Source organism: Micromonospora sp. SD19, from assembly GCF_054462275.1.
This window is the reverse complement of the sequence record NZ_JBTLMN010000001.1, coordinates 333,677-357,110: the sequence shown is the minus strand read 5'-3', so window position 1 is coordinate 357,110 and position 23,434 is coordinate 333,677. Positions and strand designations below refer to the sequence as shown.

General features: G+C 72.9%; 22 protein-coding genes. 13 read left to right on the top strand and 9 right to left on the bottom strand.

Annotated features, from left to right (window positions below):
- Nucleotides 1-34 precede the first annotated feature (34 nt).
- The 7 genes from ACX27O_RS01690 to ACX27O_RS01660 all read left to right on the top strand — a co-directional run bounded on the left by ACX27O_RS01690 (nt 35) and on the right by ACX27O_RS01660 (nt 7,145).
- Nucleotides 35-1,396: a 3-oxoacyl-ACP reductase gene (locus ACX27O_RS01690; protein WP_210866966.1), complete on the top strand. Its 1,362-nt coding sequence runs from the start codon at nt 35-37 to the stop codon at nt 1,394-1,396.
- The gene (locus ACX27O_RS01685) at nt 1,396-2,262 is read left to right on the top strand and encodes a MaoC/PaaZ C-terminal domain-containing protein (RefSeq protein WP_458938840.1); all 867 of its coding nucleotides are present in this window, start codon (nt 1,396-1,398) and stop codon (nt 2,260-2,262) included. Before ACX27O_RS01690 ends, ACX27O_RS01685 begins: the two co-directional genes overlap by 1 nt.
- A 130-nt stretch (nt 2,263-2,392) precedes the next feature.
- On the top strand, nt 2,393-3,145 hold the full coding sequence (locus ACX27O_RS01680; RefSeq protein WP_210866964.1) for an NUDIX hydrolase: 753 nt from the start codon (nt 2,393-2,395) through the stop codon (nt 3,143-3,145).
- Nucleotides 3,142-4,113 carry a serine/threonine-protein kinase gene (locus ACX27O_RS01675; protein WP_458938839.1) on the top strand — a complete coding sequence of 324 codons (972 nt, stop codon included), beginning with the start codon at nt 3,142-3,144 and terminating at the stop codon, nt 4,111-4,113. The genes ACX27O_RS01680 and ACX27O_RS01675 overlap by 4 nt, the downstream gene beginning before the upstream one ends.
- A gap of 9 nt (nt 4,114-4,122) precedes the next feature.
- Nucleotides 4,123-5,082, top strand: a complete 960-nt coding sequence (locus ACX27O_RS01670; protein ID WP_210860930.1) for a hypothetical protein — start codon at nt 4,123-4,125, stop codon at nt 5,080-5,082.
- Nucleotides 5,079-6,341, top strand: coding sequence for an adenylosuccinate synthetase (locus ACX27O_RS01665; RefSeq protein ID WP_210860929.1), 1,263 nt, complete (start codon nt 5,079-5,081; stop codon nt 6,339-6,341). The genes ACX27O_RS01670 and ACX27O_RS01665 overlap by 4 nt, the downstream gene beginning before the upstream one ends.
- 186 nt (nt 6,342-6,527) lie before the next feature.
- A complete protein-coding gene (locus ACX27O_RS01660; protein ID WP_030332169.1) occupies nt 6,528-7,145 on the top strand; it encodes a DedA family protein in 618 nt (205 codons plus the stop codon).
- A 25-nt stretch (nt 7,146-7,170) separates the two neighbouring features.
- Here ACX27O_RS01660 and ACX27O_RS01655 read toward each other — a convergent pair whose 3' ends face one another.
- Both ACX27O_RS01655 and ACX27O_RS01650 read right to left on the bottom strand, forming a co-directional pair.
- Entirely contained in the window at nt 7,171-7,812 is a 642-nt protein-coding gene (locus tag ACX27O_RS01655) for a response regulator transcription factor (protein ID WP_357602863.1), read from the bottom strand.
- Complete coding sequence (locus tag ACX27O_RS01650; RefSeq protein ID WP_458938838.1) at nt 7,809-8,960, bottom strand: sensor histidine kinase; 1,152 nt, start codon at nt 8,958-8,960, stop codon at nt 7,809-7,811. The genes ACX27O_RS01655 and ACX27O_RS01650 overlap by 4 nt, the downstream gene beginning before the upstream one ends.
- Before the next feature lie 170 nt (nt 8,961-9,130).
- Between ACX27O_RS01650 and ACX27O_RS01645 the strand changes: the two genes are divergently transcribed.
- Entirely contained in the window at nt 9,131-9,799 is a 669-nt protein-coding gene (locus tag ACX27O_RS01645; RefSeq protein WP_458938837.1) for a DedA family protein, read from the top strand.
- Here ACX27O_RS01645 and ACX27O_RS01640 read toward each other — a convergent pair.
- Nucleotides 9,774-10,412, bottom strand: a complete 639-nt coding sequence (locus tag ACX27O_RS01640; protein WP_458938836.1) for a TetR/AcrR family transcriptional regulator — start codon at nt 10,410-10,412, stop codon at nt 9,774-9,776. The two genes, ACX27O_RS01645 and ACX27O_RS01640, sit on opposite strands and share 26 nt — an antisense overlap.
- Nucleotides 10,413-10,479: 67 nt before the next feature.
- Between ACX27O_RS01640 and ACX27O_RS01635 the strand changes: the two genes are divergently transcribed.
- The 3 genes from ACX27O_RS01635 to ACX27O_RS01625 all read left to right on the top strand — a co-directional run bounded on the left by ACX27O_RS01635 (nt 10,480) and on the right by ACX27O_RS01625 (nt 13,906).
- Entirely contained in the window at nt 10,480-10,932 is a 453-nt protein-coding gene (locus ACX27O_RS01635) for an SCP2 sterol-binding domain-containing protein (RefSeq protein WP_030332160.1), read from the top strand.
- 1 nt (nt 10,933) lies between these two features.
- The gene (locus tag ACX27O_RS01630; protein ID WP_458938835.1) at nt 10,934-12,148 is read left to right on the top strand and encodes an acyl-CoA dehydrogenase family protein; all 1,215 of its coding nucleotides are present in this window, start codon (nt 10,934-10,936) and stop codon (nt 12,146-12,148) included.
- Between the two features lie 195 nt (nt 12,149-12,343).
- The gene (locus tag ACX27O_RS01625) at nt 12,344-13,906 is read left to right on the top strand and encodes an AMP-binding protein (protein WP_458938834.1); all 1,563 of its coding nucleotides are present in this window, start codon (nt 12,344-12,346) and stop codon (nt 13,904-13,906) included.
- A 19-nt stretch (nt 13,907-13,925) separates the two neighbouring features.
- Here ACX27O_RS01625 and ACX27O_RS01620 read toward each other — a convergent pair whose 3' ends face one another.
- From ACX27O_RS01620 to ACX27O_RS01600, 5 genes are all read right to left on the bottom strand, one after another.
- Nucleotides 13,926-14,717 carry a hypothetical protein gene (locus ACX27O_RS01620; RefSeq protein ID WP_458938833.1) on the bottom strand — a complete coding sequence of 264 codons (792 nt, stop codon included), beginning with the start codon at nt 14,715-14,717 and terminating at the stop codon, nt 13,926-13,928.
- Complete coding sequence (locus ACX27O_RS01615; protein ID WP_458938832.1) at nt 14,710-15,231, bottom strand: SigE family RNA polymerase sigma factor; 522 nt, start codon at nt 15,229-15,231, stop codon at nt 14,710-14,712. Before ACX27O_RS01615 ends, ACX27O_RS01620 begins: the two co-directional genes overlap by 8 nt.
- Nucleotides 15,232-15,292: 61 nt before the next feature.
- A complete protein-coding gene (gene purD, locus ACX27O_RS01610; RefSeq protein WP_458938831.1) occupies nt 15,293-16,543 on the bottom strand; it encodes a phosphoribosylamine--glycine ligase in 1,251 nt (416 codons plus the stop codon).
- Between the two features lie 99 nt (nt 16,544-16,642).
- A complete protein-coding gene (locus ACX27O_RS01605) occupies nt 16,643-17,572 on the bottom strand; it encodes a type IV toxin-antitoxin system AbiEi family antitoxin domain-containing protein (RefSeq protein WP_358131160.1) in 930 nt (309 codons plus the stop codon).
- Nucleotides 17,573-17,749: 177 nt separating this feature from the next.
- Nucleotides 17,750-19,039, bottom strand: coding sequence for an adenylosuccinate synthase (locus tag ACX27O_RS01600; RefSeq protein ID WP_030332147.1), 1,290 nt, complete (start codon nt 19,037-19,039; stop codon nt 17,750-17,752).
- 124 nt (nt 19,040-19,163) lie between these two features.
- Between ACX27O_RS01600 and ACX27O_RS01595 the strand changes: the two genes are divergently transcribed.
- On the top strand, nt 19,164-20,207 hold the full coding sequence (locus tag ACX27O_RS01595; protein WP_030332145.1) for a diacylglycerol kinase family protein: 1,044 nt from the start codon (nt 19,164-19,166) through the stop codon (nt 20,205-20,207).
- Between the two features lie 646 nt (nt 20,208-20,853).
- The gene (locus tag ACX27O_RS01590) at nt 20,854-22,713 is read left to right on the top strand and encodes a chromosome partitioning protein (RefSeq protein WP_458939096.1); all 1,860 of its coding nucleotides are present in this window, start codon (nt 20,854-20,856) and stop codon (nt 22,711-22,713) included.
- A gap of 45 nt (nt 22,714-22,758) precedes the next feature.
- Here ACX27O_RS01590 and ACX27O_RS01585 read toward each other — a convergent pair whose 3' ends face one another.
- Nucleotides 22,759-23,187: a DUF3151 domain-containing protein gene (locus ACX27O_RS01585; protein WP_030332142.1), complete on the bottom strand. Its 429-nt coding sequence runs from the start codon at nt 23,185-23,187 to the stop codon at nt 22,759-22,761.
- Between the last annotated feature and the right edge of the window lie 247 nt (nt 23,188-23,434).

Sequence of the window (23,434 nt, the reverse complement as noted above, 5' to 3'; positions counted from 1 at the left end):
TTGCTCAAACCCTACTCGCCAGTAGGCTACGCCCATGACCGACAGGTACGCGAGCTTCGTCCAATCGGCCGCCGGCCGCGCGCTGGTCAAGCGCCTCGGGCTGCCCGACCCGCCCCGACTGCGCCGGCACCACCCCGGCGACCCGCTGCTGCCCGGGCCGGCGCTGCTCGGCGCGGCCACCGGCGGCCGGCTCGCCGAGCCGCTCGCCAAGATGCTGACCGCCGCCGGGGTCGAGCTGGCCGACCCGGCAGCCACCGGGCAGCGGTACGGGGCACTGCTCTTCGACGCCACCGGGGTCACCGACTCGACCGAGCTGCGCCAGCTCTACGACTTCTTCCACCCGCAGGCCCGGGCCGTGCTGCCCAGCGGTCGGGTGATCGTGCTGGGCACCCCGCCACGGGAGTGCGCGACACCCCGCGAGGCGACGGCCCAGCGCGCCCTCGAAGGTCTGGTCCGCAGCATCGGCAAGGAATTCGGCCGGGGCAGCACCGCGCAACTCGTCTACGTGAGCCGCGCCGACGGCCCGACCCTCGCCGCGGGCACTGCCACCAGCCTCGAATCGACCCTCCGTTTCCTGCTGTCCGGGCGGTCCGCGTACGTGTCGGGGCAGGTCGTCCGGGTCGGCGGCGGCACGGCGAGCACCCCGGCCGACTGGGACCGCCCACTGGACGGTCAGGTGGTGCTGGTCACCGGCGCCGCGCGGGGCATCGGCGCGGCGCTGGCCAAGGTGCTGGCCCGCGACGGCGCGACGGTGGTGGCCCTGGACATCCCGGCGGCCGGCGACGCGCTCGCCGCGGTGGCGAACGACATCGGCGGCACCGCCGTCCAACTCGACCTGACCGCGCCGGACGCGCCGACCCGACTCGCCGAGCACCTGGCCAGCCGGCACGGCCGGGTCGACGTGGTGGTGCACAACGCCGGCATCACCCGGGACAAGACGCTCGGCCGGATGGACGCCGACCGGTGGGACCAGGTCATCGACGTCAACCTCTCCAGCCAGGAGCGGATCAACGACGTGCTGCTGGAGCGGGAGCTGATCCCGACCGGCGGACGAATCATCTCGGTCTCCTCGATCGCCGGGATCGCCGGCAACCGGGGGCAGACCAACTACGCCACCAGCAAGGCTGGCGTGATCGGGTTGGTCGACTCACTGGCCCCGACCCTGCGGGAACGGGGGATCAGCGTCAACGCGGTGGCCCCGGGCTTCATCGAGACCCGGCTCACCGCGCGCATCCCGCTGGTGGTCCGCGAGGCGGGCCGGCGGATGAACAGCCTGGCCCAGGGCGGGTTGCCGGTGGACGTGGCCGAGACGATCGGTTGGCTGGCCTGGCCGGCCAGCGGCGCGGTCAGCGGAAACGTGGTCCGGGTGTGCGGGCAGAGCCTGCTGGGGGCGTGATGGACGGGCAGGACGGACCGGGCAGTCGTACCGGTGTCGAGCTGGCTCGGATGCCGGCGGCCGGGGCGCTGCACCGACGGGCGCTGCTCGGCGCGCTGCCGGGCCTCGGGGGCGGGCGGCGCGGACCCGACCTGCCCGCGGTCGAGTTGACGGTGGGCGGGGTGACAGTCGATCGGAGGCGGTTGGCCGACTACGACCGGGTCTGCGGGTTCCGGCTGAGCGATCGGCTGCCCGCGACGTTTCCGCACGTCATGGGCTTCCCCCTGGCCCTGCGCCTGATGACCGCGCCGGACTTCCCCGTCCCGCTGCTCGGCCTGGTGCACGTCGGCAACCGGATCACCGTGCACCGCCCGATCACCGCCGACGAGACCCTCGACTTCACCACGTACGCGGAGAACCTGCGCCCACACGACCGGGGGCGGCAGGTCGACGTGGTGCTGGTCGGCTCGGTCGACGGTGCGGAGGTGTGGCGCGGCGTCTCGACGTACCTCGGTCGGGAACGCACGCCCGGCGGACGCGACCGGGGCGAACGGCCCGCGCCGCCGACGGCCACCGCCCGCTGGCGGGTGGAACCGCGCGTCGGCACTGAGTACGCGCGGGTCTCCGGCGACCACAACCCGATCCACACGTCCCGACTCGGGGCGCGGCTGTTCGGTTTCCGCCGGCCGATCGCGCACGGCATGTGGAGCAAGGCGCGCTGCCTGGCCGCGCTGGAGGCCCGGCTGCCCGACGCGTACACCGTCGAGGTCGCCTTCAAGCTGCCCGTACCGCTGCCCAGCACGGTGAGCTTCGCGCTGCTGCCGGACGGCGGGTTCACACTGCACGACTCGCGTGGCCGACCGCACCTGGCGGGTCACCTGCGCTGAGCGCACCGAACCGTCCCGCGCTGAGCGCACCGGACCGTCTCGTGCGCTGATGTGCGCCCCTCTTGGCAACGGCGCTCTCATGCGTTAAGTTGCTCTCACAGCGAGATGTTCTCAGAATGAGAGTGACACGATGAACGAGCAGGAGTTCCTGGCCGCGTACGACCCCCGGGCCTACCCGTCGGTCGCCGTGACCGTCGACGTGGTGGCGCTGACCATCCGCGAGGACGCGCTGCACCTGCTGCTGATCCGGCGCGGCGAGGCACCCTTCGCCGGGCACTGGGCGCTGCCCGGCGGCTTCGTCCGCCCCGACGAGGACCTGACCGCCGGCGCCCGACGGGAGCTGGCCGAGGAGACCGGGCTCGGCGGCGAGGAGCTGCGCCGCGTACACCTGGAGCAGTTGGGCAGCTATGGCGCTCCCGACCGGGACCCGCGGATGCGGGTCGTCTCGATCGCCCACCTCGCGTTCGCCCCCGACCTGCCGGACCCCGCCGCCGGCAGCGACGCCGACGAGGCGATCTGGCTGCCGGTGACCGCGTTGACCAGCCGACAGCTCGCCTTCGACCACGGCCGGATCATCGACGACGCGCTGGAACGGGCCCGCTCCAAGCTGGAGTACACCCCGCTCGCCACCCGCTTCCTCGCCGCCGAGTTCACCATCAGCGAGCTGCGGGCCGTCTACGAGACCGTCTGGGGGCACCCGCTGCACGCCGGCAACTTCCACCGCAAGGTGCTCTCCGTGCCGGGCTTCGTGGAGAGCACCGGCGCCAGCACCGAGCGCGGCGGGGCCCGAGGAGGCCCCCGCGCCCGGCTCTACCGGGCCGGCGACGCCCGGCTGCTGCACCCTGCGCTGCTGCGCCCCGCCCGCGAGGAGACGGTGCGGTGAGGACCATCGAGGCCATCCGCCTGGTCGCTGCCGCCCGCACCGACACCGACCTGTTCGGCACCGACCAGTCGGCCCACCGCTACCGCGAGCTGGTCGCGGCCCTGCACCCCGACCGCCTGCCGACCGACCCGGCGGTACGCGCCGAAGCCACCGAAGCCTTCATCCACGTCACCACCCGGTGGCAGGCCCGGCGGGTCACCGTCCTCGGCGACTACCGACTCGGCGCGCCGGCCCACTCCGGTGATCTGGCCGACCTCTACGACGTCGGCGACGACCGGCTGCTCAAGCTGCCCCGACGGCCCACCGACAACGACCTGATGGCCCGCGAGGCGCACGCCCTGCACACCATCGCCGAGCGCGGCGACCCGCGCTACCTGCCATACGTGCCGAGGCTCGTCGACGAATTCCGGCACCGCGACAGCGTGACCGGCGCCGAACGGCGGATCAACGTGCTCGCCACCGCATCCGGCCTGCACACACTCGACGAGGTGCGGCGCGCGTACCCGGACGGGCTGGACGCCCGGGACGTGGCCTGGATGTGGCGGCGACTGCTGGTGGTGCTCGGCCTGGCCCACCGGGCCGGCATCGTGCACGGCGCGGTACTGCCGCGACACGTCCTGATCGAGCCGGACGCCCACGGCGTGGTGCTGGTCGACTGGTGCTTCTCCGCCCCCGTCGGCAGCACGATCCCGGCGCTGGTGCCCGGCCACGAGGACTGGTACCCGCCCGAGGTCGCCCAGAAGCGGCAGTGCGGGCCGGGCACCGACATCTGGATGGCCACCCGCTGCATGACCTCGCTGCTCAACCGCCACGCGCCGCGCGAGCTGCTCACCTTCGCCCAAGGCTGCCGTCAGCGCCGCCTCCCCGACCGGCCCGACGACGCCTGGGGCCTGCTGCGCGAACTCGACCAGGTGCTGGACCGGCTCTACGGGCCCCGCACCTTCCGCCCCTTCACCCTCACCCGCTAAGGAGCTGTCATGGGCAGTGGAATCTGGTCCACCGACGTGTACGACGCCGCCGACCGCTACCGCCGGTCCACCGGCAAGAGCGCCTTCTCCTACAGCGACAGTGGAGCGCGCACCGTGCACCCCGCGCTCGACCCCCGCGACGCGATGCGCGAGAGCCGCGACTCCGCCGAACACCCCAGGTCGACGCCCGTCGCGGTGCTCTTCGACGTGACCGGCTCGATGCGCACGGTCCCACGGATCCTGCAGACCAAGCTGCCGCAGCTGCTCGGGCTGCTGCAACGGCAGGGGTACGCCAGCGACCCGCAGATCATGTTCGGCGCGATCGGCGACGCCACCTGCGACCGGGTGCCGTTGCAGGTGGGCCAGTTCGAGTCGGACAACCGGATGGACGACGACCTCGGCCGGATCGTCCTCGAAGGCGGTGGCGGCGGGCAGATGAGCGAGTCGTACGAGTTGGCCATGTACTTCATGGCCCGGCACACCGTCACCGACAACTGGGAGAAGCGCGGTCGACGCGGCTACCTGTTCATCATCGGCGACGAGCTGGCGTACCCGCAGGTGAAGGCCCGGGAGGTGGCCGCCCTGACCGGCGACAACCTCGCCGAGGACGTGCCGCTGCGGCAGGTCGTCGACGAGGTGACCAGCCGCTGGGACACCTACTACCTGCTCCCCGCCGGCAGCCACTACGCCGGCAACGCCACGGTGCTCGACTTCTGGCGGGACCTGCTCGGGCAGAACGCCGTCGTCCTCGACGACCTCGACGCGGTCTGCGAGACCATCGCACTCACCATCGGCCTCGGCGAACAGGCGATCGACCTGGACGAGGGCCTCCGCCACCTGGACCGGGCCGGCTCCACGGCCACCGGGACCGTGTCGAAGGCGCTGGCCCGCCTGGGCCGGGGACGGCGGGCCGAGGTGTCGACGCTGCCGGCGTTCCGCGACACCACCGGCGGGGTGACCCGGCTGTGAACCATGTGGCGGTGGTCGACCTCGGCTACGGCGACGCCGGCAAGGGCACTGTCGTGGACTGGCTCTGCGCCACCCGTGGAGTGCACACCGTGGTCCGCTTCAACGGGGGCGCGCAGGCGGCGCACAACGTCGTGCTGCGCGACGGGCGGCACCACACGTTCGCGCAGTTCGGGGCGGGCACGTTCCATCCGGGTGTGCGTACGCACCTGTCCCGGCACGTCGTGGTGGACCCGCTGGCGCTGGCCGCCGAGGCCGACCACCTCGCCACGGTCGGGGTGAGCGACGCGCTCGACCGGCTGACCGTCGACGGGGACGCGCTGCTCGCCACCCCGTACCACCGGGCCGCCAACCGGGCCCGCGAGATCGCCCGGGGAGCCGACCGGCACGGCTCCTGCGGGCTGGGGGTGGGCGAGGCCGTCGCGTACGGTCTCGCCCACCCGGACGACGCGCCACGGGTCGCCGACTGCCACAGCCCCGCACTGCTGCGCCGTCGGCTGACCGTCCTGCGGGACCGGTTGACCGCCGAGTTGGGCCCGCTGGACGCGCCACCGATCGAGGACTGCCTGCCCGCGTTCACCGGGTTCGCCGGGCGGGTCGCCATCGTCGACAGCAGCTGGCTGGCCGGGGCGCTGCGCACCGGGACCTGCGTCTTCGAGGGTGCGCAGGGGGTGCTGCTCGACGAGTGGCACGGCTTTCACCCGTACACCACCTGGAGCACCACCACGTTCGCCAACGTCGACAGTCTGCTCGCCGAGGCGGGCCGGCCCGGCGACGTGACCCGGATCGGGGTGTTGCGCGTCGTCACCACCCGGCACGGGGCCGGCCCGCTGGTGACCGAGGACCCGGCGCTGCCGTTCACCGACCGGCACAACGGCACCAACCCGTGGCAGGGCAGGTTCCGGTTCGGCCACTTCGACGCGGTCGCCCACCGGTACGCCCTCGCCGCGGCGGGCGGTGTCGACGGCCTGGCGTTGACCCACCTCGACCTCGCCGGCCCCGGGCTACGGATCTGCCGCCGCTACGACACGACCGACCGGCTCACCCCCGGCCCACCGGGTGACCTGGACCGGCAGGCCGCGCTCACCGCCCGCCTGCTGCGCTCCCACCCGCTGTACGACGAAGCGCCGCAGGACTGGCCAGCAGCGGTAGGCGCGGAGCTGGACACACCGGTGGTGCTCACCTCACACGGCCCCACCGTCGACAACAAGACCCCACACGGCCCGCTGCTCGCCCCACAGGCCCTGGCCCGCACGGCCTAACCCACCCGCCCACCCCAACCCCGCCCCGCCCCGCCCCCAACCCGTCGATCTTGCACTTTCGGTTGTCGTTATGCGGCACTTGCAGGGTTTGGTCCAGGCACAAAGTGCAAGATCGGCGCGGGGAGAGGTGGGGGTGATCCCGCGGCTTCGGCCACCGGGCGGGTCGTACCCGGCGAGCATGGGGACATGGATTCCGCGCTCGACCTGCTCCGACAGCTGGTCACCTCACCGTGGGTGTACCTGTTGATCTTCGGGCTCACGGCGGTCGACGCGTTCTTCCCGGCCGTGCCCGGCGAGGCGGCCGTCATCACCGCCGCCGTGCTCTCCACCAGCGGCAACCCCAACCTGGCGGCGGTGATCGTCGCCGCCGCGGTGGGCGCCTGCGCCGGCGACCACGTGTCGTACGCCATCGGGCGCGGTGGCGGCGCGAACCGGCTCGCCGGATTCCCCGACGGCAGCCGCCGACGGGCCAGCTCCGAGTGGGCGCGCCGCGCGCTGGACCGACGCGGTGGGCTGATCCTGACCACCTCCCGGTACCTGCCGGGCGGCCGGACCGCGGTCACCCTCACCATGGGCGCGGTGCGGTATCCCCGCCGGTCGTTCCTGCTCTACGACGCGATCGCGGCGGTCACCTGGGCCCTGTACTGCGGGTTGCTCGGCTACTTCGGTGGGCTGGCCTTCGAACGCCACCCCGTCAAGGGCGTCCTCGCCGGGATCGGCCTCTCGGTGATCGTCACGCTGGGCATCGAGGGCGTCCGGTGGCTGCGGCACCGGGCGCACCGCCGCGCCGCCGCCCGCCACTGACCGGGCCGGATCGGCCTGCCGTTCGTCAGAGCAGGTCGGCGTCGTGCACCAGGATGGCCAGCTGCACCCGGTTGCCCGCCTGGAGTTTCGCCAGCGCCCGGCTGACGTGCGCCTTCACGGTGGCCTCGCTCATCGTCAGCTGTCTGGCGATCTCCGCGTTGCCGAGCCCGCGCGCCACCGCCCGGACGATCTCCAGCTCGCGCGCGGTGAGCGGCGCGAGTCGCTGCCGGGCCGCCTCCCGACGGGCCGGACCACGCTCGGCGAACGAGCTGATCAGGCGCCGGGTCACCGTCGGGGCGAGCATCGCGTTCCCGGCGGCCACCGTCCGGACGGCGGCGGCCAGCTCGCGGGGTGGGGTGTCCTTGAGCAGGAATCCCACCGCCCCGGCCCGCAACGCCCGGTGCACGTACTCGTCGAGGTCGAAGGTGGTCAACATGATCACCTTCGGTCCGGCGGAGACCACCTCTGGCGCGACGGTCAGCCCGTCGACGCCCGGCATCCGCACGTCGAGCAGCACCACGTCGGGGCGTAACCGGTGCGCCTGCTCCACCGCGCCGGCACCGTCGGCCGCCTCACCGACGACGGTGATGTCCTCGGCCGCCTCCAGGATCAGCCGCAGGCCGGCACGGACGAGGTGCTCGTCGTCGACCACCACGACCCGGATCACGCCGCATCCGCCAGCGGGATCAGAGCCCGGACCAGGAAGCCGCCGTCCTCGGGCCTGGCCTCCAGTCGGCCGCCGAGCAACTCCACCCGCTCGCGCAGCCCGAGCAACCCCTGCCCGGCACCGGGCAGCGCAGTCCCACCCTCGGACGGACCGTTACGGACCAGCACCTCCAGCCCGTCGGGCAGGTAGTGCAGGCCGACGAGGGTCTCGGCGTCGGCGGCGTGCTTGCGTACGTTCGTCAACGCCTCCCGGACCACCCGGTACGCGGTCCGCCCCAACGTGGCCGGTAGCGCCGTCGGCACACCCTCGTCCTGCCGGGACACCCGCAGCCCGGCGGCCCGGGACTCCCCGATCAACTCGTCCAGCGCGTCCAGTCCGCGCTCCGGCACCACGGCCGGGCCGGCCTGTCGCAGCACGCCCAACACCTCACGCAGGTCGGTGAGTGCCTGCCGTCCGGTGGTCCGGATCAGCGCGGCGGCCTCGACTGTCGCCGGGTCCGCGGCGGTCACCTCCAGCGCGCCGGCATGCACCACCATCAACGAGACGCGATGCGCCACCACGTCGTGCATCTCCCGGGCGATCCTGGTCCGCTCCTCGGCACGAACCTGGTCGGCGCGGGCCTCCTGCTCGCGTTCCAGCCGCTCGGCCCGGTCCCGCAGCGCCGCGAGGGTGTCCCGACGCGCCCGCACCCAGAGGCCGAGGACCAACGGAAGCCCGACCAGGCCGGCGGCGAGGATCAGCACGTTGCCGCTGGTGGCGGTGGTGATCCGGCGGGTGCCGCCCACCTCCAGCCCGACCAGCACCCCACCGGCGAGCACCACCGCCGCACCGGCGAGGTAGCCGGCGAGCCGTCGACCGCGCAGCCGCAGGCCGGCCTGGTACGAGGCGACCACCCCGGCCGCAGCGGCGGCGAGCACCAGCCAGCCGACCGCCGCGGCCAGGAACAACGGCCAGCGGCGCGTCCGGATCATGCCGGCGGCCCAACCCGAGGCGACCGCGAGGAGGAACGCGACGACGCCAGGCAGCGGGGAACGGACGCCGATGTCGCCGGTCGAGCTGGCCCAGACGGCTGCCGCGACGGTGACGGCGAGCAGCACCGGGACGTACCGCTGGACGGCCCGCCGGACGGCGACGGCGCTGGAGGCCACGCTGCGAGCTTAGGGCTCGGCGGCCGGATCGAGGCGTCCCGCGCGACCAGACCGGGGTGGGGTGAGGGATGACCCCTACCCGCCGTCGGGGCCGGATGCGACCTAAGTAGTGGGGCCCGGCTGACCACTGGCCGATGGCGGCAGCCGCCGCCCCCACCAGCATCAGGGCCATGGATCTACTCGACCTGCTGCACGAGACGATGTCCTCACCCTGGGTGTACCTGGCGATCTTCGCGATCGCGGTGCTCGACGGCTTCTTCCCGGTGGTGCCGAGCGAGACGGCGGTGATCACCGCTGGAGTCTTCGCGGCCTCCGGCGCGCCGTACCTGCCGGCGGTGATCCTGGTGGCCGCCGCCGGGGCGTTGGTCGGCGACCACGTCTCGTACGCGATCGGCCGCAGCGGTGGCACCCGGCTGCTCGACCGGCTGCCGCCCGACGGCCGACGCCGCAGGGCCGCCGACTGGGCCCGTCGAGGGATCGCGACGCGTGGTGGCCTGATCCTCACCGTTGCCCGTTACGTGCCGGGCGGCCGGACCGCTGTCACCCTCACCATGGGCGCTGTGCACTACCCCCGGCGGCGCTTCCTGGCCTTCGACGCGCTCGCCGCCGGGTCGTGGGGGCTCTACTCGGCGCTGGTCGGCTATCTGGGCGGGTTGGCCTTCGAGCAGGACCCGCTGCGTGGACTCCTGCTCGGTCTGGGCCTCGCCCTGACGGTGACGGTGGTCGTCGAGGTGGTGCGTTGGCTCCGCGGGCGTCGGCGGCGTGCGGCGCGGGCCGGCGAGTCGGGCGGCGACCCGGTCCGCGCCGGGGCCGTCAGTCGACCGGCGGACGCCAGGTGACGCCGTGCAGGAGTTGGGCGGCACCGAGCCAGGCCACGTTCATCATCCGGGTGGCGGTCTTCTCCGGGTCGGCGTCCGGGTGGTCCGCGAGCCAGTCGGCGAGCGACTCGGTCGCGCCGACCAGGGCGTACGCGACGACCTCCAGGTCGATGGCGGCGATCTCGCGGCCCTCGGCGCGCAGCGCGTGGTCGAGCATCCCGGCGACCACCTCGACCAGCCGGGCCCGCATGGTGGCCAGCTCGCCGGCGAACGGCTGCTCGCCCCGGGCCTGCCGGTAGAGCACCGCCCAGCCGTCCCGGTGTGCGCCCACGAAACCGAAGAACGCCCGTAGCCCGCGCCAGAGCCGCTCGTCGGCTGGCAGGTCGGGGGCCGCCGCCCCGGCGATGGCCTGCATCATCCGGGTGGCCTCCCGGTGCAGGCAGGCGACGAAGAGTTCCTCCTTGGTGCCCAGGTACGCGTAGACCATGGGCTTGGAGATGCCGGCGTCCTCCGCTATCTCGTCCATGCTGGCGGCGTGGAAGCCGCGCCGGGAGAAGACCTTGACGGCCGCGTCGAGCATCTGCTGCTCGCGTACGGCGCGTGGCAGGCGCTTGAAGGCGGGAACGGTGGACACCTTGCGAGCATACCTACTCGTGCGTAGGGTTACGCACGAGTAGCCAATCTTCCGGAAGGCACACCTGATGACTGACTTCGACCCGGCCACCTTCGCCAACGTCGGCCCCAAGGAGTTCGCCCAGCTGGTCAAGTCCACCCCGGACGACAAGATCGCTCAGGTGATGTCCGGTGACATGCGCGACAAGGTCCTGGGTGAGGTGTTCGGCCGGATGCCGTCGCTGTTCCGCGCGGACCGGGCCGGCTCGACCAACGCGGTCATCCACTGGATCATCACCGGTCGCCCCGACGGCGGCAGCGACACCTACGAGGTGGTCATCGCCGACGGCACCTGCGTCGTCAACGAGACCCCGCAGCACGACCCGAAGCTGAGCCTCACCATGGGCCCGGTCGAGTTCCTGAAGATCGTCTCCGGTGGCGCCAACCCGGTGATGATGTTCATGACCGGCAAGCTGAAGGCGAAGGGCGACCTTGGCCTCGCCGCCAACATCGCCAACCTGTTCGACATCCCCAAGGCCTGACATGGCCGAGTTCTCGCTCGACCTGAACGAGGAACAGCGGGATCTACGCGACTGGGTGCACGGCTTCGCCGCCGAGGTCGTGCGCCCAGCCGCCGCCGAGTGGGACGAACGCGAGGACACCCCGTGGCCGGTGATCCAGGAAGCCGCCAAGGTCGGCCTCTACGGCTTCGAGTTCCTCGCCACCTGCTGGGCCGACCCGACCGGGCTCTCCCTGCCGATCGCCAGCGAGGAACTCTTCTGGGGTGACGCCGGCATCGGGCTGAGCATCTTCGGCACCTCCCTCGCCGTCGCCGCCATCTACGGCGCCGGCACCCCCGACCAGATGGTCGAGTGGGTGCCGCAGTGCTTCGGCGACGTCGACTCGCCGGCCGTCGCCGCGTTCTGCACCAGCGAGCCGGAAGCCGGCTCCGACGTCGGCGCGATGCGCAGCCGGGCCGTCTACGACGAGGCCACCGACGAGTGGGTGCTCAACGGCCAGAAGGCGTACGCCACGAACGGCGGCATCGCCGGAGTGCACGTGGTCACCGCCTCGGTCGACCCCGCGCTCGGCTCGCGCGGCCAGGCGGCGTTCGTCGTACCGCCCGGCACCCCCGGCCTGGCCGCCACCCGCAAGCTGCGCAAACTCGGCCTCCGCGCGTCCCACACCGCCGACGTCTTCCTCGACGGGGTACGCGTACCCGGCCGCTGCCTGCTCGGCGGCAAGGACGCCCTCGACGAGCGGTTGGCGCGCGCCCGCTCCGGGCAACGGGCCAGCGGACAGGCCGCGATGCGCACCTTCGAGCTGTCCCGACCCACCGTCGGCGCCCAGGCGCTCGGCGTGGCCCGCGCCGCCTACGAGTACGCGCTGGACTACGCGAAGGACCGGGTCCAGTTCGGACGCCCCATCATCGAGAACCAGGCGGTCGCGTTCGCGCTGGCCGACATGCGGATGGAGATCGACGCGGCGCGACTGCTGGTCTGGCGGGCCTCCTGGATGGGCCGCAACAACCGCCCGTTCACCGCCGGCGAGGGCTCGATGTCCAAGCTCAAGGCCGGCGAGGTGGCGGTCTCGGTCACCGAGAAGGCGGTGCAACTGCTCGGCGGGGCCGGTTTCCTACGTGACCACCCGGTCGAACGCTGGTACCGGGACGCCAAGATCTACACCATCTTCGAGGGCACCTCCGAGATCCAACGACTGGTCATCTCCCGGGCCGTCTCCGGGATGCAGATCCGCTGACCGCCGTCGGCCCGACCGCCCTCGCGCCGGTCGGGCCGACGGGGGCCCGATTCCACGATCTGTGCCGTCTTCGTCACCCCACGCCGACGCCAACTGGGCCCCCAGCCGCGCCCGGTGCATGATCAAAGAAAGAAGCCCTGATGGGCGGGGCAGGCCGCCGCCCCGTCCGCGCACCACCCCGAGGAGGTCTGCGGCATGGACCTGCCGTTCATGGTCGCCACGCTGACCCGTCGCGGGCTGCTCACCCCCGGCAGTCCGATCCGGGTCGCCTCGCAGCTCAACGCATTGCGGACGTGGGGGTGGAGCCTGGCAGGCGAGCTACGCCAAGCAGCCGCCCGGGACCCCGGCCGTCCAGCCGTCATCGACGAGGACGGCGTCGAACTGACCTACCACGAACTGCTCGACCGGGCCGAACGGATGGCCCGCTCGATGCGGGCCGGGCTCGGCGTACAGGCCGGCGACCGGATCGGCGTGCTCTGCCGCAACCACCACGGGCTGATCGAGACCATCGTCGCCGCCACCCTGCTCGGCGTCGACTCCGTGCTGGTCAACACCGGCCTCAGCGCCGCCCAACTGGGCACCGTCGCCGAGGAACAGCAGCTGCGGCTGCTCGTGCACGACGACGAGTTCGCCGAGCGCGTCCTCGGCCTCCCCGCCGAACTGACCCGGCTCGACGAACGCGCCCGCGAGGAACTGGTGGCCGGGGCACTCCCGGGCGACCTGCACCCGCCGGAACGCGACGGCCGGATCATCGTGCTCACCTCCGGCACCACCGGTACGCCCAAGGGCGCCCGACGGCCCACGCCCGGCGGCTTCGGCCCGCTGGTGTCCATCATCGACCGCATCCCCCTGCACACCCGGAACCGGGTGATGATCGCCGCGCCGATCTTCCACACCTGGGGATTCGCCGCCCTCCAGGTCTGCCTGGCGCTACGGGCCACCATCGTGCTGCACCGTCGCTTCGACCCGGCCGCCACGCTCGCCGCCCTGACCGCGCACCGGTGCAACGCGCTCTTCGCCGTACCAGTGATGGTGCAGCGACTGCTGGAGGTGCCCCCGCCGGACCCGCGCCCGTCACTCACCGTGGTCGCGGTCAGCGGCTCCGCACTGCCCGGCGGGCTGGCCTCCACGTTCATGGACGTCTACGGAGACGTCCTCTACAACCTCTACGGGTCCACCGAGGTCTCCTGGGCCTCCATCGCCGACCCCCGGGACCTGCGCCAGGCACCCACCACCTCCGGTCGTCCACCGCACGGCACCAGACTGCAGGTGCTTGACGACGACGGCCAACCCGTGCCGGACGGACAGGTCGGGCGGATCTTCGTCGGCAACGAGATGCTCTTCGAGGGCTACACCTCCGGCGCCAACCGGGAAACCCGCGACGGCCTGCTCGACACCGGCGACCTCGGCCGGCTCACCGCCGACGGTCTCCTCTTCGTCGACGGCCGGGCCGACGACATGATCGTCTCCGGCGGCGAGAACGTCTTCCCGTCCGAGGTGGAGGACCTGCTCGCGCGACTGCCACAGGTCCGCGAGGCGGCAGTGATCGGCGTGCCCGACCCCGAGTACGGGCAGCGCCTCTCCGCATTTCTCGCCCTGCACCCCGGGGAGACGCTCGACCCCGAGGCGGTCCGCGAATACGTCCGGCGCTTCCTGGCCCGGTTCAGCGTCCCCCGGGACGTGATCTTCGTGAAGTACCTGCCCCGCAACGCCACCGGAAAGGTGCTCACCCGGGAACTGCGCCGCTACTACAGCTGACGGTGGCGAGCCGCGTCGTTCACGGGTACAGGGTGAAGCCCGGCCACCGGCCAATGGTCACCAGCTGATCCTCGGTGAGCAACAGCTCGTCCACCGACGCGCCGGGCTGGACCAGAGCCACCCCCACCGCCGTCGCATCGGGGCGCAGCACCATCGCAGAGCGGCGGCCGGTGCCCGCCGCCGGGTCGACCTCGGTGCCCAACGCCAGCCCGGTGCCGTCCGGGAGCTGAGCTGTCGAGCAGTCCTCCGTTGAACGATTGACCAGCGTGCAGGCAGGCACCGCCCCGAGGGACGGACTCAGGCTGATGACCAGATCACCCTGATCACCACCCCTGGACAGCTTGACCGTCACCTCGTAGACGTACCCCCGCACCGTGCGCTCGTACGACAGCTGCGGCAGCGGACACCCGGGCACCCCCGACTCGACAGTCAGCCCCCGAGGCAGGTTGACGCTCAGCGCCTCGCGTAGCGCCACGGTCAGTCGGACCACGGCGGCGGCCGGCGGCTCCGACGGGAACGGGTGCGCCGTGCCGTACCGCTCGAACGGCGGCTCGGACCCGCCAGCAGACGCGTTCGGCTGCGCACAGAGTGACGGCCCGGTGTTCGCCGTCGGCTCCCGCGCGTCCCGGTACGGTCCGGTGACCAGCGTCGACGTCAATGCGATCATCGCCACGGCAACCCCGGAGCCGGTCAACGCCCACGCCCGGTGCTGGCGGCGACGCCGGTCGGCCAGGATCAGTTCGTCCACGTCGATCCGAGTCGGCGGCGCCTGGGCGACCGCCGCACGCAGCTGGTCGTGAAGCTCATCCATCGTTGCGTACCTCCTCGACTCGATCCGGCATCGGGGCGAGGCGGGCTCTCATCGCCTCGATACCACGCGCCGACTGGCTCTTGACGGTGCCCGGAGTACAGCCGAGTTCCTGCGCGGTCTCCTCGACGGACAGGTCGCAGAAGTAGCGCAACACGAGGACCGCACGGCGACGCGGCGGCAGCTCGGCCAGCAGGGCGAGGATGGTCAGGCGGTCCGCCGCGCCGTCGGTGCCAGTGGCCGCGACCGCGCTGTCCGGCACCTCGGCCCAGGCGGCCTCCCGCCGCCACGGCCGACGCCGCTCGTCCAGCCAGACCCGCAGCAGGGTCCGCCGGACGTACGCGTCCGGGTTGGCCATGACGGACACCCTCGGCCAGTGCCGGAGCAACTTGACCAGCGCCGTCGACACCAGGTCGTCGGCCGTGTGCCAGTCACCGCAGAGCAGGTACGCCGTGCGGCGCAGCGGCTCCAGCCGCGCACCGACGTAGTCGCGGTAACCCTCGACATCGACCGGCATTCCGGCCACCCCCTCGTCTCACCGCTCAAACGGCGGCGGGGCGGCCGGGGGTTGCCCGGTTTCAGCCGGGAATCGTGATCCGGCCGTCGATGGCGGCGGCGGCAATGTCGGTGCGGTGCTGCGAGCCGGCCAGATCCACCCCGTCCACCAGCGCGTACGCGGCGTCCCGCGCGGCGGCCAGGTCGGCGCCGGTGGCCGTACCGCAGAGAACTCGGCCGCCGGCGGAGAGCAACGCGCCGTCGCTGGCCCGGCGGGCGGTGCCCGCGTGGATGATGCCCGGACCCTCCGCGCCGGTGATCACGTCACCGGTGCGCGGCGCGGCCGGATAACCCGGCGCGGCGAGCACCACGGTCACGGCGCTGCCGTCCCGCCACCGCAGCGGCGGGTGCTCGGCCAACGTGCCCGTGGCCGCCGCGTGCAGCAGCCCACCCAGCGGCGTCTCCAACAGCGCGAGCACCACCTGGGTCTCCGGGTCACCGAAACGCGCGTTGAACTCGATCACCCGAGGGCCGGCGGCGGTGATCGCGAGCCCCACGTAGAGCAGACCGGCGAACGGGGTGCCCCGGCGGCGCATCTCCGCCAGCGTCGGGTGCACCACGTCGCGCATCACCTCGTCGACCAGGCCAGCCGGGGCCCAGGGCAGCGGTGCGTACGCGCCCATGCCACCGGTGTTCGGCCCGGTGTCGCCGTCGCCGAGCCGCTTGAAGTCCTGTGCCGGCACCAGCGGCAGCGCCGCCTCGCCGTCGGTGACCACGAAGAGGCTGACCTCCGGGCCGTCGAGGAACTCCTCGACCACGACCCGGCCACACTCGTTGGCGTGTGCCAGCGCGGCGGCCCGGTCGTCGGTCACCACCACGCCCTTGCCGGCGGCGAGCCCGTCGTCCTTCACCACGTACGGCGCGCCGAACTCGTCCAGCGCCCGAGCGGTGCTCGCCTCGTCCGTGCAGACGAACGCCCGGGCGGTCGGCACACCGGCGGCGGTCATCACGTCCTTGGCGAACGCCTTGGAGCCCTCCAGCTGGGCGGCCGCGCCGGACGGACCGAACACGGCGATGCCCTTGGCGCGGACCGCATCGGCGACCCCGGCGACCAGCGGCGCCTCCGGCCCGATCACCACCAGGTCAGCCGCTGTCTCCACGGCCAGCGCCGCCACCGCGGCCGGGTCTGTCGCAGTGACCGTCCGCAGCTCGGCCACGCTCGCGATCCCCGGATTACCCGGTGCCGCAATCAGCGCCGAAACGCCCGCATCCGCCGCCAACCCGAGCGCGAGCGCATGCTCCCGCCCACCGCCACCCACCAAAAGAACCCGCACGCCCGAGATCCTACTGTCCCCCCTCGAAACTCCCGCCGAGCCTCGGTGATCAAGAGGTTTGCGTCAGTGATGGGCTCGTTCTTGACGCAAACCTCTTGATCACCTCCGCTGAGCGGCCGTAATCGCCTGGCGGACCGTCCATGGGATGTAGGTGGGGTCGAGGGTGTCCTGCCAGGTGAAACGGAGGATGGTCCAGCCGGCATTGACCAGGCGGTTCTGGCGACGACGGTCAGCGTAGGCGGCCTCCGGGGTGCCGTGCGCGTCTCGACCGTCCGCCTCGGCGATCAGCCTTGAGCCGCGCCAGCCCAGGTCGCCGATGCCGAGCAGATAGCCGTCGTCGTCACGCACCTCCAACTGCAGCGTGTCCGGCGGCACTCCGCCGTCCACGCACCGCAGCCGGCTACGCGTCTCCAGCGGCGACTGCGCCCGACCGTCCGCCTCGGCCAGACAGGCGCGTGCCACGACCGCACCCCGCCGCCCACGGATCAGGTCCGGGAAGGCCGCCAACTGCGCCGGATCGATGCGGCACCGGTTCAGCGCCGAGTCGAGGACCGAGACCGCTGGATAACGATCAACCCGAAGGATGACGTCCGCGACGGTGCGGAGCGGAGAGGTCGCCGGGATGCCCGCGACCTCGACGACGTCGCCAGCACCGACGGTCACCTGATGCACCGTCAGCCACGGCACCAGGGAGCGCTGGGGCCGAGGTCGGTCGACTGGGACCGAGACGTGCACCTGCGACGTCCGGCGAAGACCGGCGATGCCGTGCAGCTCCAACGCAGAGTCCAGAACAGCGAAGGCACCCGCACCGAGGCTCATGACCGCCGCGCGGATTCGCGCCCGCCGACGAGTCGAATCAGTCAGCTCCGCCTCTGGGACGAAGCAGCCACGAAGAAGTCGCTGCCACCTGCCGGAGCGGTGCAACTGCCGGATCTGATCCCTGGTCAGGCCGGCACGCAATGCCTGGCCCATGGTGACCATGCCGTCCTGCCCGGCCGCGATCTGGCGAAGAAGCTGATCCGCACCCACGCCCACACCCTGCCCACCCACCCCACCCGAGCGAAGCCCCTGTGGACAACTCCCGAACCTCTGTGGATAACCCCCTCGCCGGCTCGGTGATCACGAGCTTTACGTCAATCTCACGGAGAAATCTGACGCAAACTTCTTGATCACCGAGCCGGGGGACGCAGAAGGGTGGGGGTGGGGTTAGGGCAGGAGGGGGTGGAGGTGGACGTTTTCTTCTCGGCCTGGGCCTACGCCTACGACGCTCACCCTGGTGTTGCAGAGTTCCTCGACCCGGGCGATGTAGCGGCGGGCGTTCTCCGGCAGGTCTTCGGCGGTGCGGGCCTTGGTGATGTCCTCCCACCAGCCGTCGAGCTCCTCGAAGACCGGCTTGGCGTGGTGGAAGTCCGTCTGGCTCATCGGCATGTCGTCGACCCGCACGCCGTTGATCTCGTAGCCGACGCAGATCGGCACCTTGGGCAGCCCGGTGAGCACGTCCAGCTTCGTGATGACCAGGTCGGTGACGCCGTTGAGGCGGCAGGCGTACCGGGCCACGACAGCGTCGAACCACCCGCACCGGCGCTCCCGCCCGGTGGTGGTGCCGTACTCCGCGCCGATCTTGCGCAGGTGGTCCCCGTTGGCGTCGAACAGCTCGGTCGGGAACGGCCCGGCACCGACCCGGGTGGTGTACGCCTTGCTCACCGCGATGACCTTGTTGATCGCGGTCGGCGGGATGCCCGCGCCCACGCAGGCGCCACCGGCGGTCGGGTTGGACGAGGTCACGAAGGGGTAGGTGCCGTGGTCCATGTCGAGCATGGTGGCCTGGGCGCCCTCCAGCAGCACCGTCTCGCCCCGGTCCAGGGCGTCCCAGAGCATCGCCCGGGTCTCCGCGATGTACGGCTTGAGCCGCTCCGCGTACTCCAGGTACTCCTCGACTGTCGCCTCGAGGTCGATCGCCTTGCGGTTGTAGACCTTGAACAGGATCTGGTTCTTCTCGCGCAGCGCGAGTTCCAGCTTCTTGCGCAGGATGCCCGGGTCGAGCAGGTCCTGGAGGCGGATGCCGATCCGGGCGACCTTGTCCCCGTACGCCGGGCCGATGCCACGGCCGGTGGTGCCGATCCGGGACGAGCCGAGGTAGCGCTCGATGACCCGGTCCAGCGCCCGGTGGTGCGGCATGATCAGGTGCGCGTCGCCGGAGATCCGCAGCCGGGACACGTCGACGCCGCGCTCGGCCAGGCCGTCGATCTCGGCGAGCAGCACCTTCGGGTCGACCACCACACCGTTGCCGATGATGATCATCGCGTCCGGTGAGAGCGCGCCGGACGGCATCAGGTGCAGCGCGTACTTCTGGCCGTCCGGGGTGATCACCGTGTGTCCGGCGTTGTTGCCGCCGGAGTAGCGCACGACGTAGTCGACCCGCTCACCCAGCAGGTCGGTAACCTTGCCCTTGCCCTCGTCGCCCCACTGAGCGCCGATGAGCACGATCGCTGGCATCTTTTCCGCCTCCAGAAGGCTCGGGTGCCAGGTGGCGACCGCTCGGCGAGCCCGGGGTGTCAGGTTAACAAGTAATGACGGCGTGGCCGGCAGGGGTCGCGTCGAGAGGCAGGAGGCTCCTTCCGTGTACGACGTGGTGCTGCTCACCCTCGGTTCGGAGCGGGACGCTCCCGGGGCCTGTGGCAGCGGCGGGGCCTGCTGTGGCGGCGCGACGGGGGCCGACACCGCCCCGACGGGCCAGACCGACGCCGGCCAGCCAAGCAGCGATCAGGCCGAAGCCGAAAAGTGCGCGACGGAACGGCCACGGGTGCCGGTGCTGGCCTGCGCCGACGCGCTGAACGCCCGGGGCGCCCGGGTGGAGACGATCACCGCCCGCTCCGACGCCGAGATCGACGCGGTGTTGGCCCGGTTCGACGGCCCGGCCCGCCCGGACGGCCTCACCTGGCCGGACCCGGACAGCAAGACCCGGCTGGTCGTCGCCACGGCCAGCGACGGGCAGTTGCGGGCCGTGCTGCGCCGGCTGGTCAAGCGGTACGCCCCGGCGCCCAGCAAGCGCCCGGCGGACCTGCCCGGCAACCGGACCCTGCCCGACCTGCCGCCGGTGGCCGTACTCCCGCTCGACCCGGCCCGTGGCGGCACCCACCGGGACCTGGCGGCGCAGCTCGGGCTGCCCCGGGACCCGGCGGCGGTGGCCGCCGCGGTGCTGGACGGCACGCCGCGCCGACTGGACCTGCTCCGCAACGACGGCGGCTCGGTGACCCTGGACGGCGCGCTGCTCGGCGCCGCCGACGACGCCGGCCGGCCGCTGCACTGGCGCGCCCGGGTGGAGGTCGACGACACCATTCTCACCGACGGCGCGGAACCGCTGCTGGCCTGCGCGGTCGGCAACGCCGGCGGGTACGCGACGCTCGACGACGTCACGCTGCTGACCGCGCCGGACCCGGCCGACGGCCAGGTCGAGGTCGCGGTGGCCGTGCCGGTTGTCGTCCGCTCGGCCTGGGGACGCAAGCGGGTACGCCTCGAAGTTCGGCGGGCCCGTGGACGGGCGGTGTCGGTGCTGCCCCGGGAGGGCAAGGTGCCGTACCTCGACGATGGTGTCGAGGGCGAACTGACCCGCAAGCGTTCCTGGTGGATCGAGCCGGGGGCCTGGGCGGTCTGGTCGAGCTGACCTCGACGCATCGACCGGCCGACCCGCCTGCGCCGATCGGCCCTGCCCGGCGAATGGGCCTATCCTCGCAGGAGGACTGGGGAGGGCCGTAATGGACGAGAACGCCGACCGGGCGCAGGTGCCCGGCCAGCAGCCGGCGCCGGAGCGGGACATCGAACCACTCTGGCCGCCGGATCCGGGCGACCGGGGCACCGCCCCGCCCTGGGCTGCGGTCGCCGAGCAACGGGGTGGGCCGTCGCCGGTCACAGCGCCGGTCACGCCACCGGTGGCCGCGCCTCCGATCGGGCGACCGCCGGTTCCCGGCCAGCCCGGCGCCCCGGCCCAGTCACCGCCCTCGCCGTCGGACTACCCGTCGCTCACCGGCGCCGTCCCGGCCCCCGGCTGGGGGCCCGGCGGCCCGTCCGGCGTCGGGTCGGGTTGGGCGCCGGCGCAGCCGAGCTGGCCACCGGCGACCGATCCGGCCGCCGTGCCCCCGCCGCCAGCGACCGGTGGCCAGCCGACACCGCCGGCACCCGGCCCCGGAAGCAACGGCGGGTCAGGTGACGCCGGCCTGCCCGCGACCGCTGCCGCTGCGGTTCCGAACGTCGCCCCCGCGCCGGGGGACGGCCGACCCGCCCCGCACGACGCGGCCGGTGCCGCGCCCGACGTGGCCAGCCGGGCCGGCGAGGCGGCGCACGTACCGCCCGGCGACCGGGCTCCGACCGCCGCTCCGGTCGCGCCGGGGGGTGTCGACCTGGACCTGCCCTTCACCCTGGATCGCCCCGCAGCCACCGACCCCACCGCGGCGACCACCGAGCGGGCCGTCCCCGCCGCCACCGCGTCCGCCGGCAGCCCGAACACCACCGGCAGCCCGAGCAACACCGGCAGCCCGAGCAACACCGGCAGCCCGAGCAACACCGGCAGCCCGAGCACCACCGGTCCAGCGCCGGCAGCCCCCTCGGCCGCTGGCAGCGCAGCGGCCGGACCGACACCACAGCCCGACGGACCGACAGCGCAGCCCAATGGACCGACGGTGCAGGCCGGCGGACCAACAGCGCACCCCAATACGCCGGCCGCGCAGGCAGGTGGACCGGCACCGCAGGCAGGCGGGCCCGGTGCAGACGGGCCCGCCGATGGGCCGGGGCGGCCGATCGCCGAGTCGCCGTGGGCGTATCCGCCGCAACGCCCGGCTGGAGCGGCACCCGCCCAGGACGAGGCCAGCGCGACGCCTCCGATTCCGCCCCCGCCTCCCGTCGTCCCGTACGTCGGTCCCGCGCAGGCGCACCCGGGGCAGCCGCCCGTCCCCGGGCAGACCGGCTCGGCGCAGATTCCGCCGCCGCCCGACGTGACGCAGTTCAGCTACCCGCCGCCCGGCCCTCCCGCGCCGCCGCCCGTCGCGTCACAGGCCGGGCCGGCGACCCCACCGCCGGGACCGTTCCCGCCCTCGCCGGGTTGGTACCCACCGCCCTGGCAGCAGGGTTCACCCGCCGGTACGCCGGGGCAGCCGTACCAGGAGGCCGACGGGGTGACCCGGGTGCCGGCACCGGGGTACCCGGACGCGACGGCGTACCCGGACGCGAGCTGGACACCGGAGGACACCGCCGCGCCGACCGCCGAGGACTTCGCCCGACGCCGCCAGGTCCGACCCGCCGACCCGGTGGCGACCATGGGTGTACGCGCGGTGGTCAACAAGATGGGCCTGCTCCGGCTCGCCCCGGGCCGGCACGAGCAGGAGCTCAAGCGGGACATCGAGATGGTGCGCCGCAACTTCGGCGGTCTGCGGCAGGTGACGGTCGTCAACCCGAAGGGTGGCGCGGGCAAGACGGTGGCGATCCTGCTGCTCGCGATGACGTTCGGTCAGAAGCGTGGCGGCTACGTGCTGGCCTGGGACAACAACGAGACCCAGGGCACCCTGGGGATGCGCGCCCAGCAGGACTTCCACTCCCGCACGGTGCGGGACATGCTGCGTGACCTCGGGCAGTTCCAGGGCGCGCACGGGCGGGTGGGTGACCTGTCGCAGTACGTGCGTTCCCAGGGCGAGGGGATGTTCGACGTACTGGCCTCGGACGAGTCGGCCACCGGTGGCGAGATGTTGACCGCCGCCGCGTTCGCCGAGATCCGTGAGGTGGTCAGCCGGTTCTACAAGTTGATCTTCGTGGACACCGGGAACAACGTCCGGGCGCAGAACTGGCAGGCGTCGATGGACGCCACGGACCAGTTGGTGGTCACGATGTCGGCTCGTAACGACTCCGCCGAGACGGCGGCCCGGATGCTCGACCACCTGGAGCAGAGCGGCCGGCAACGGCTGGTCCGGCAGGCCGTGACGGTGGTGTCGATGCCGCCGTCCCGCAAGGAGATCGACCTGCCGGCCATCCAGGAGCACTTCGCGGCCCGCACCCGGGCGGTGCTGCTGGCCCCGTACGAGCGACTCATCGACAGTGGCGAGCCGATCCGGTACGGCGGGCTCTCCTCGGCCACCCGGGACGCCTGGCTGAAGATCGCCGCCGCGGTCGCCGAAGGGCTGTGACCCGCCGACGGCCGGCCCGATGTCGGGCCGGCCGTCGGGGTGGGGTCAGTTGCTCGCGAGCGCGTCCGCCGCTTCCGGGTCGCAGTCGCGCAGGAACTGGGCACAGCGGGCCGCCTCGTCGGCCTCGCCGATCTCGTCGGCCGCCCGGGACAGCACGTACAGGCAGCGGAGGAAACCCTGGTTGGGCTCGTGCGACCACGGCACCGGGCCGTGCCCCTTCCACCCACTGCGGCGCAGCTGGTCGAGGCCCCGGTGGTAGCCGGTGCGGGCGTACGCGTACGCCGTCACCACCTGGCCCTGCGTGAAGGCCCGCGCCGCCAGCTCCGCCCAGGCGGCGCTGTAGGTCGGGAAGCCGGCCGCCACGTCGGCGTACGCCTCATCGGTGCCGGCCTCGTTGGCGGCGGCCAGGGCGGCGTCGGCCTCGTCGTTCACGGGCAGGCGGGTGGCCGGTGGCTCTGGCAAAAGGTTCTGCATCGCCCCATTCAACCCGCTGGACAGGGCGACACGCGAGCGGGTCGGCCGACGTGTTCCGCTGAACGGCTGAGGAGTTGGTCACGCCTGCGGCCTATGCCGCCGCCTGGTGTTTTCCATTACAACTAATGGTCCGGAGCCTCCCCAGGAACCGGTTATGCAGGAGCCCGGTGGCCACGACCGCCGGGCTCCTGTCGGTTCCGCCCCCGGCCCGAGGTTTGACCTGCCCCGGCGGAGGGGCAGGATGGCC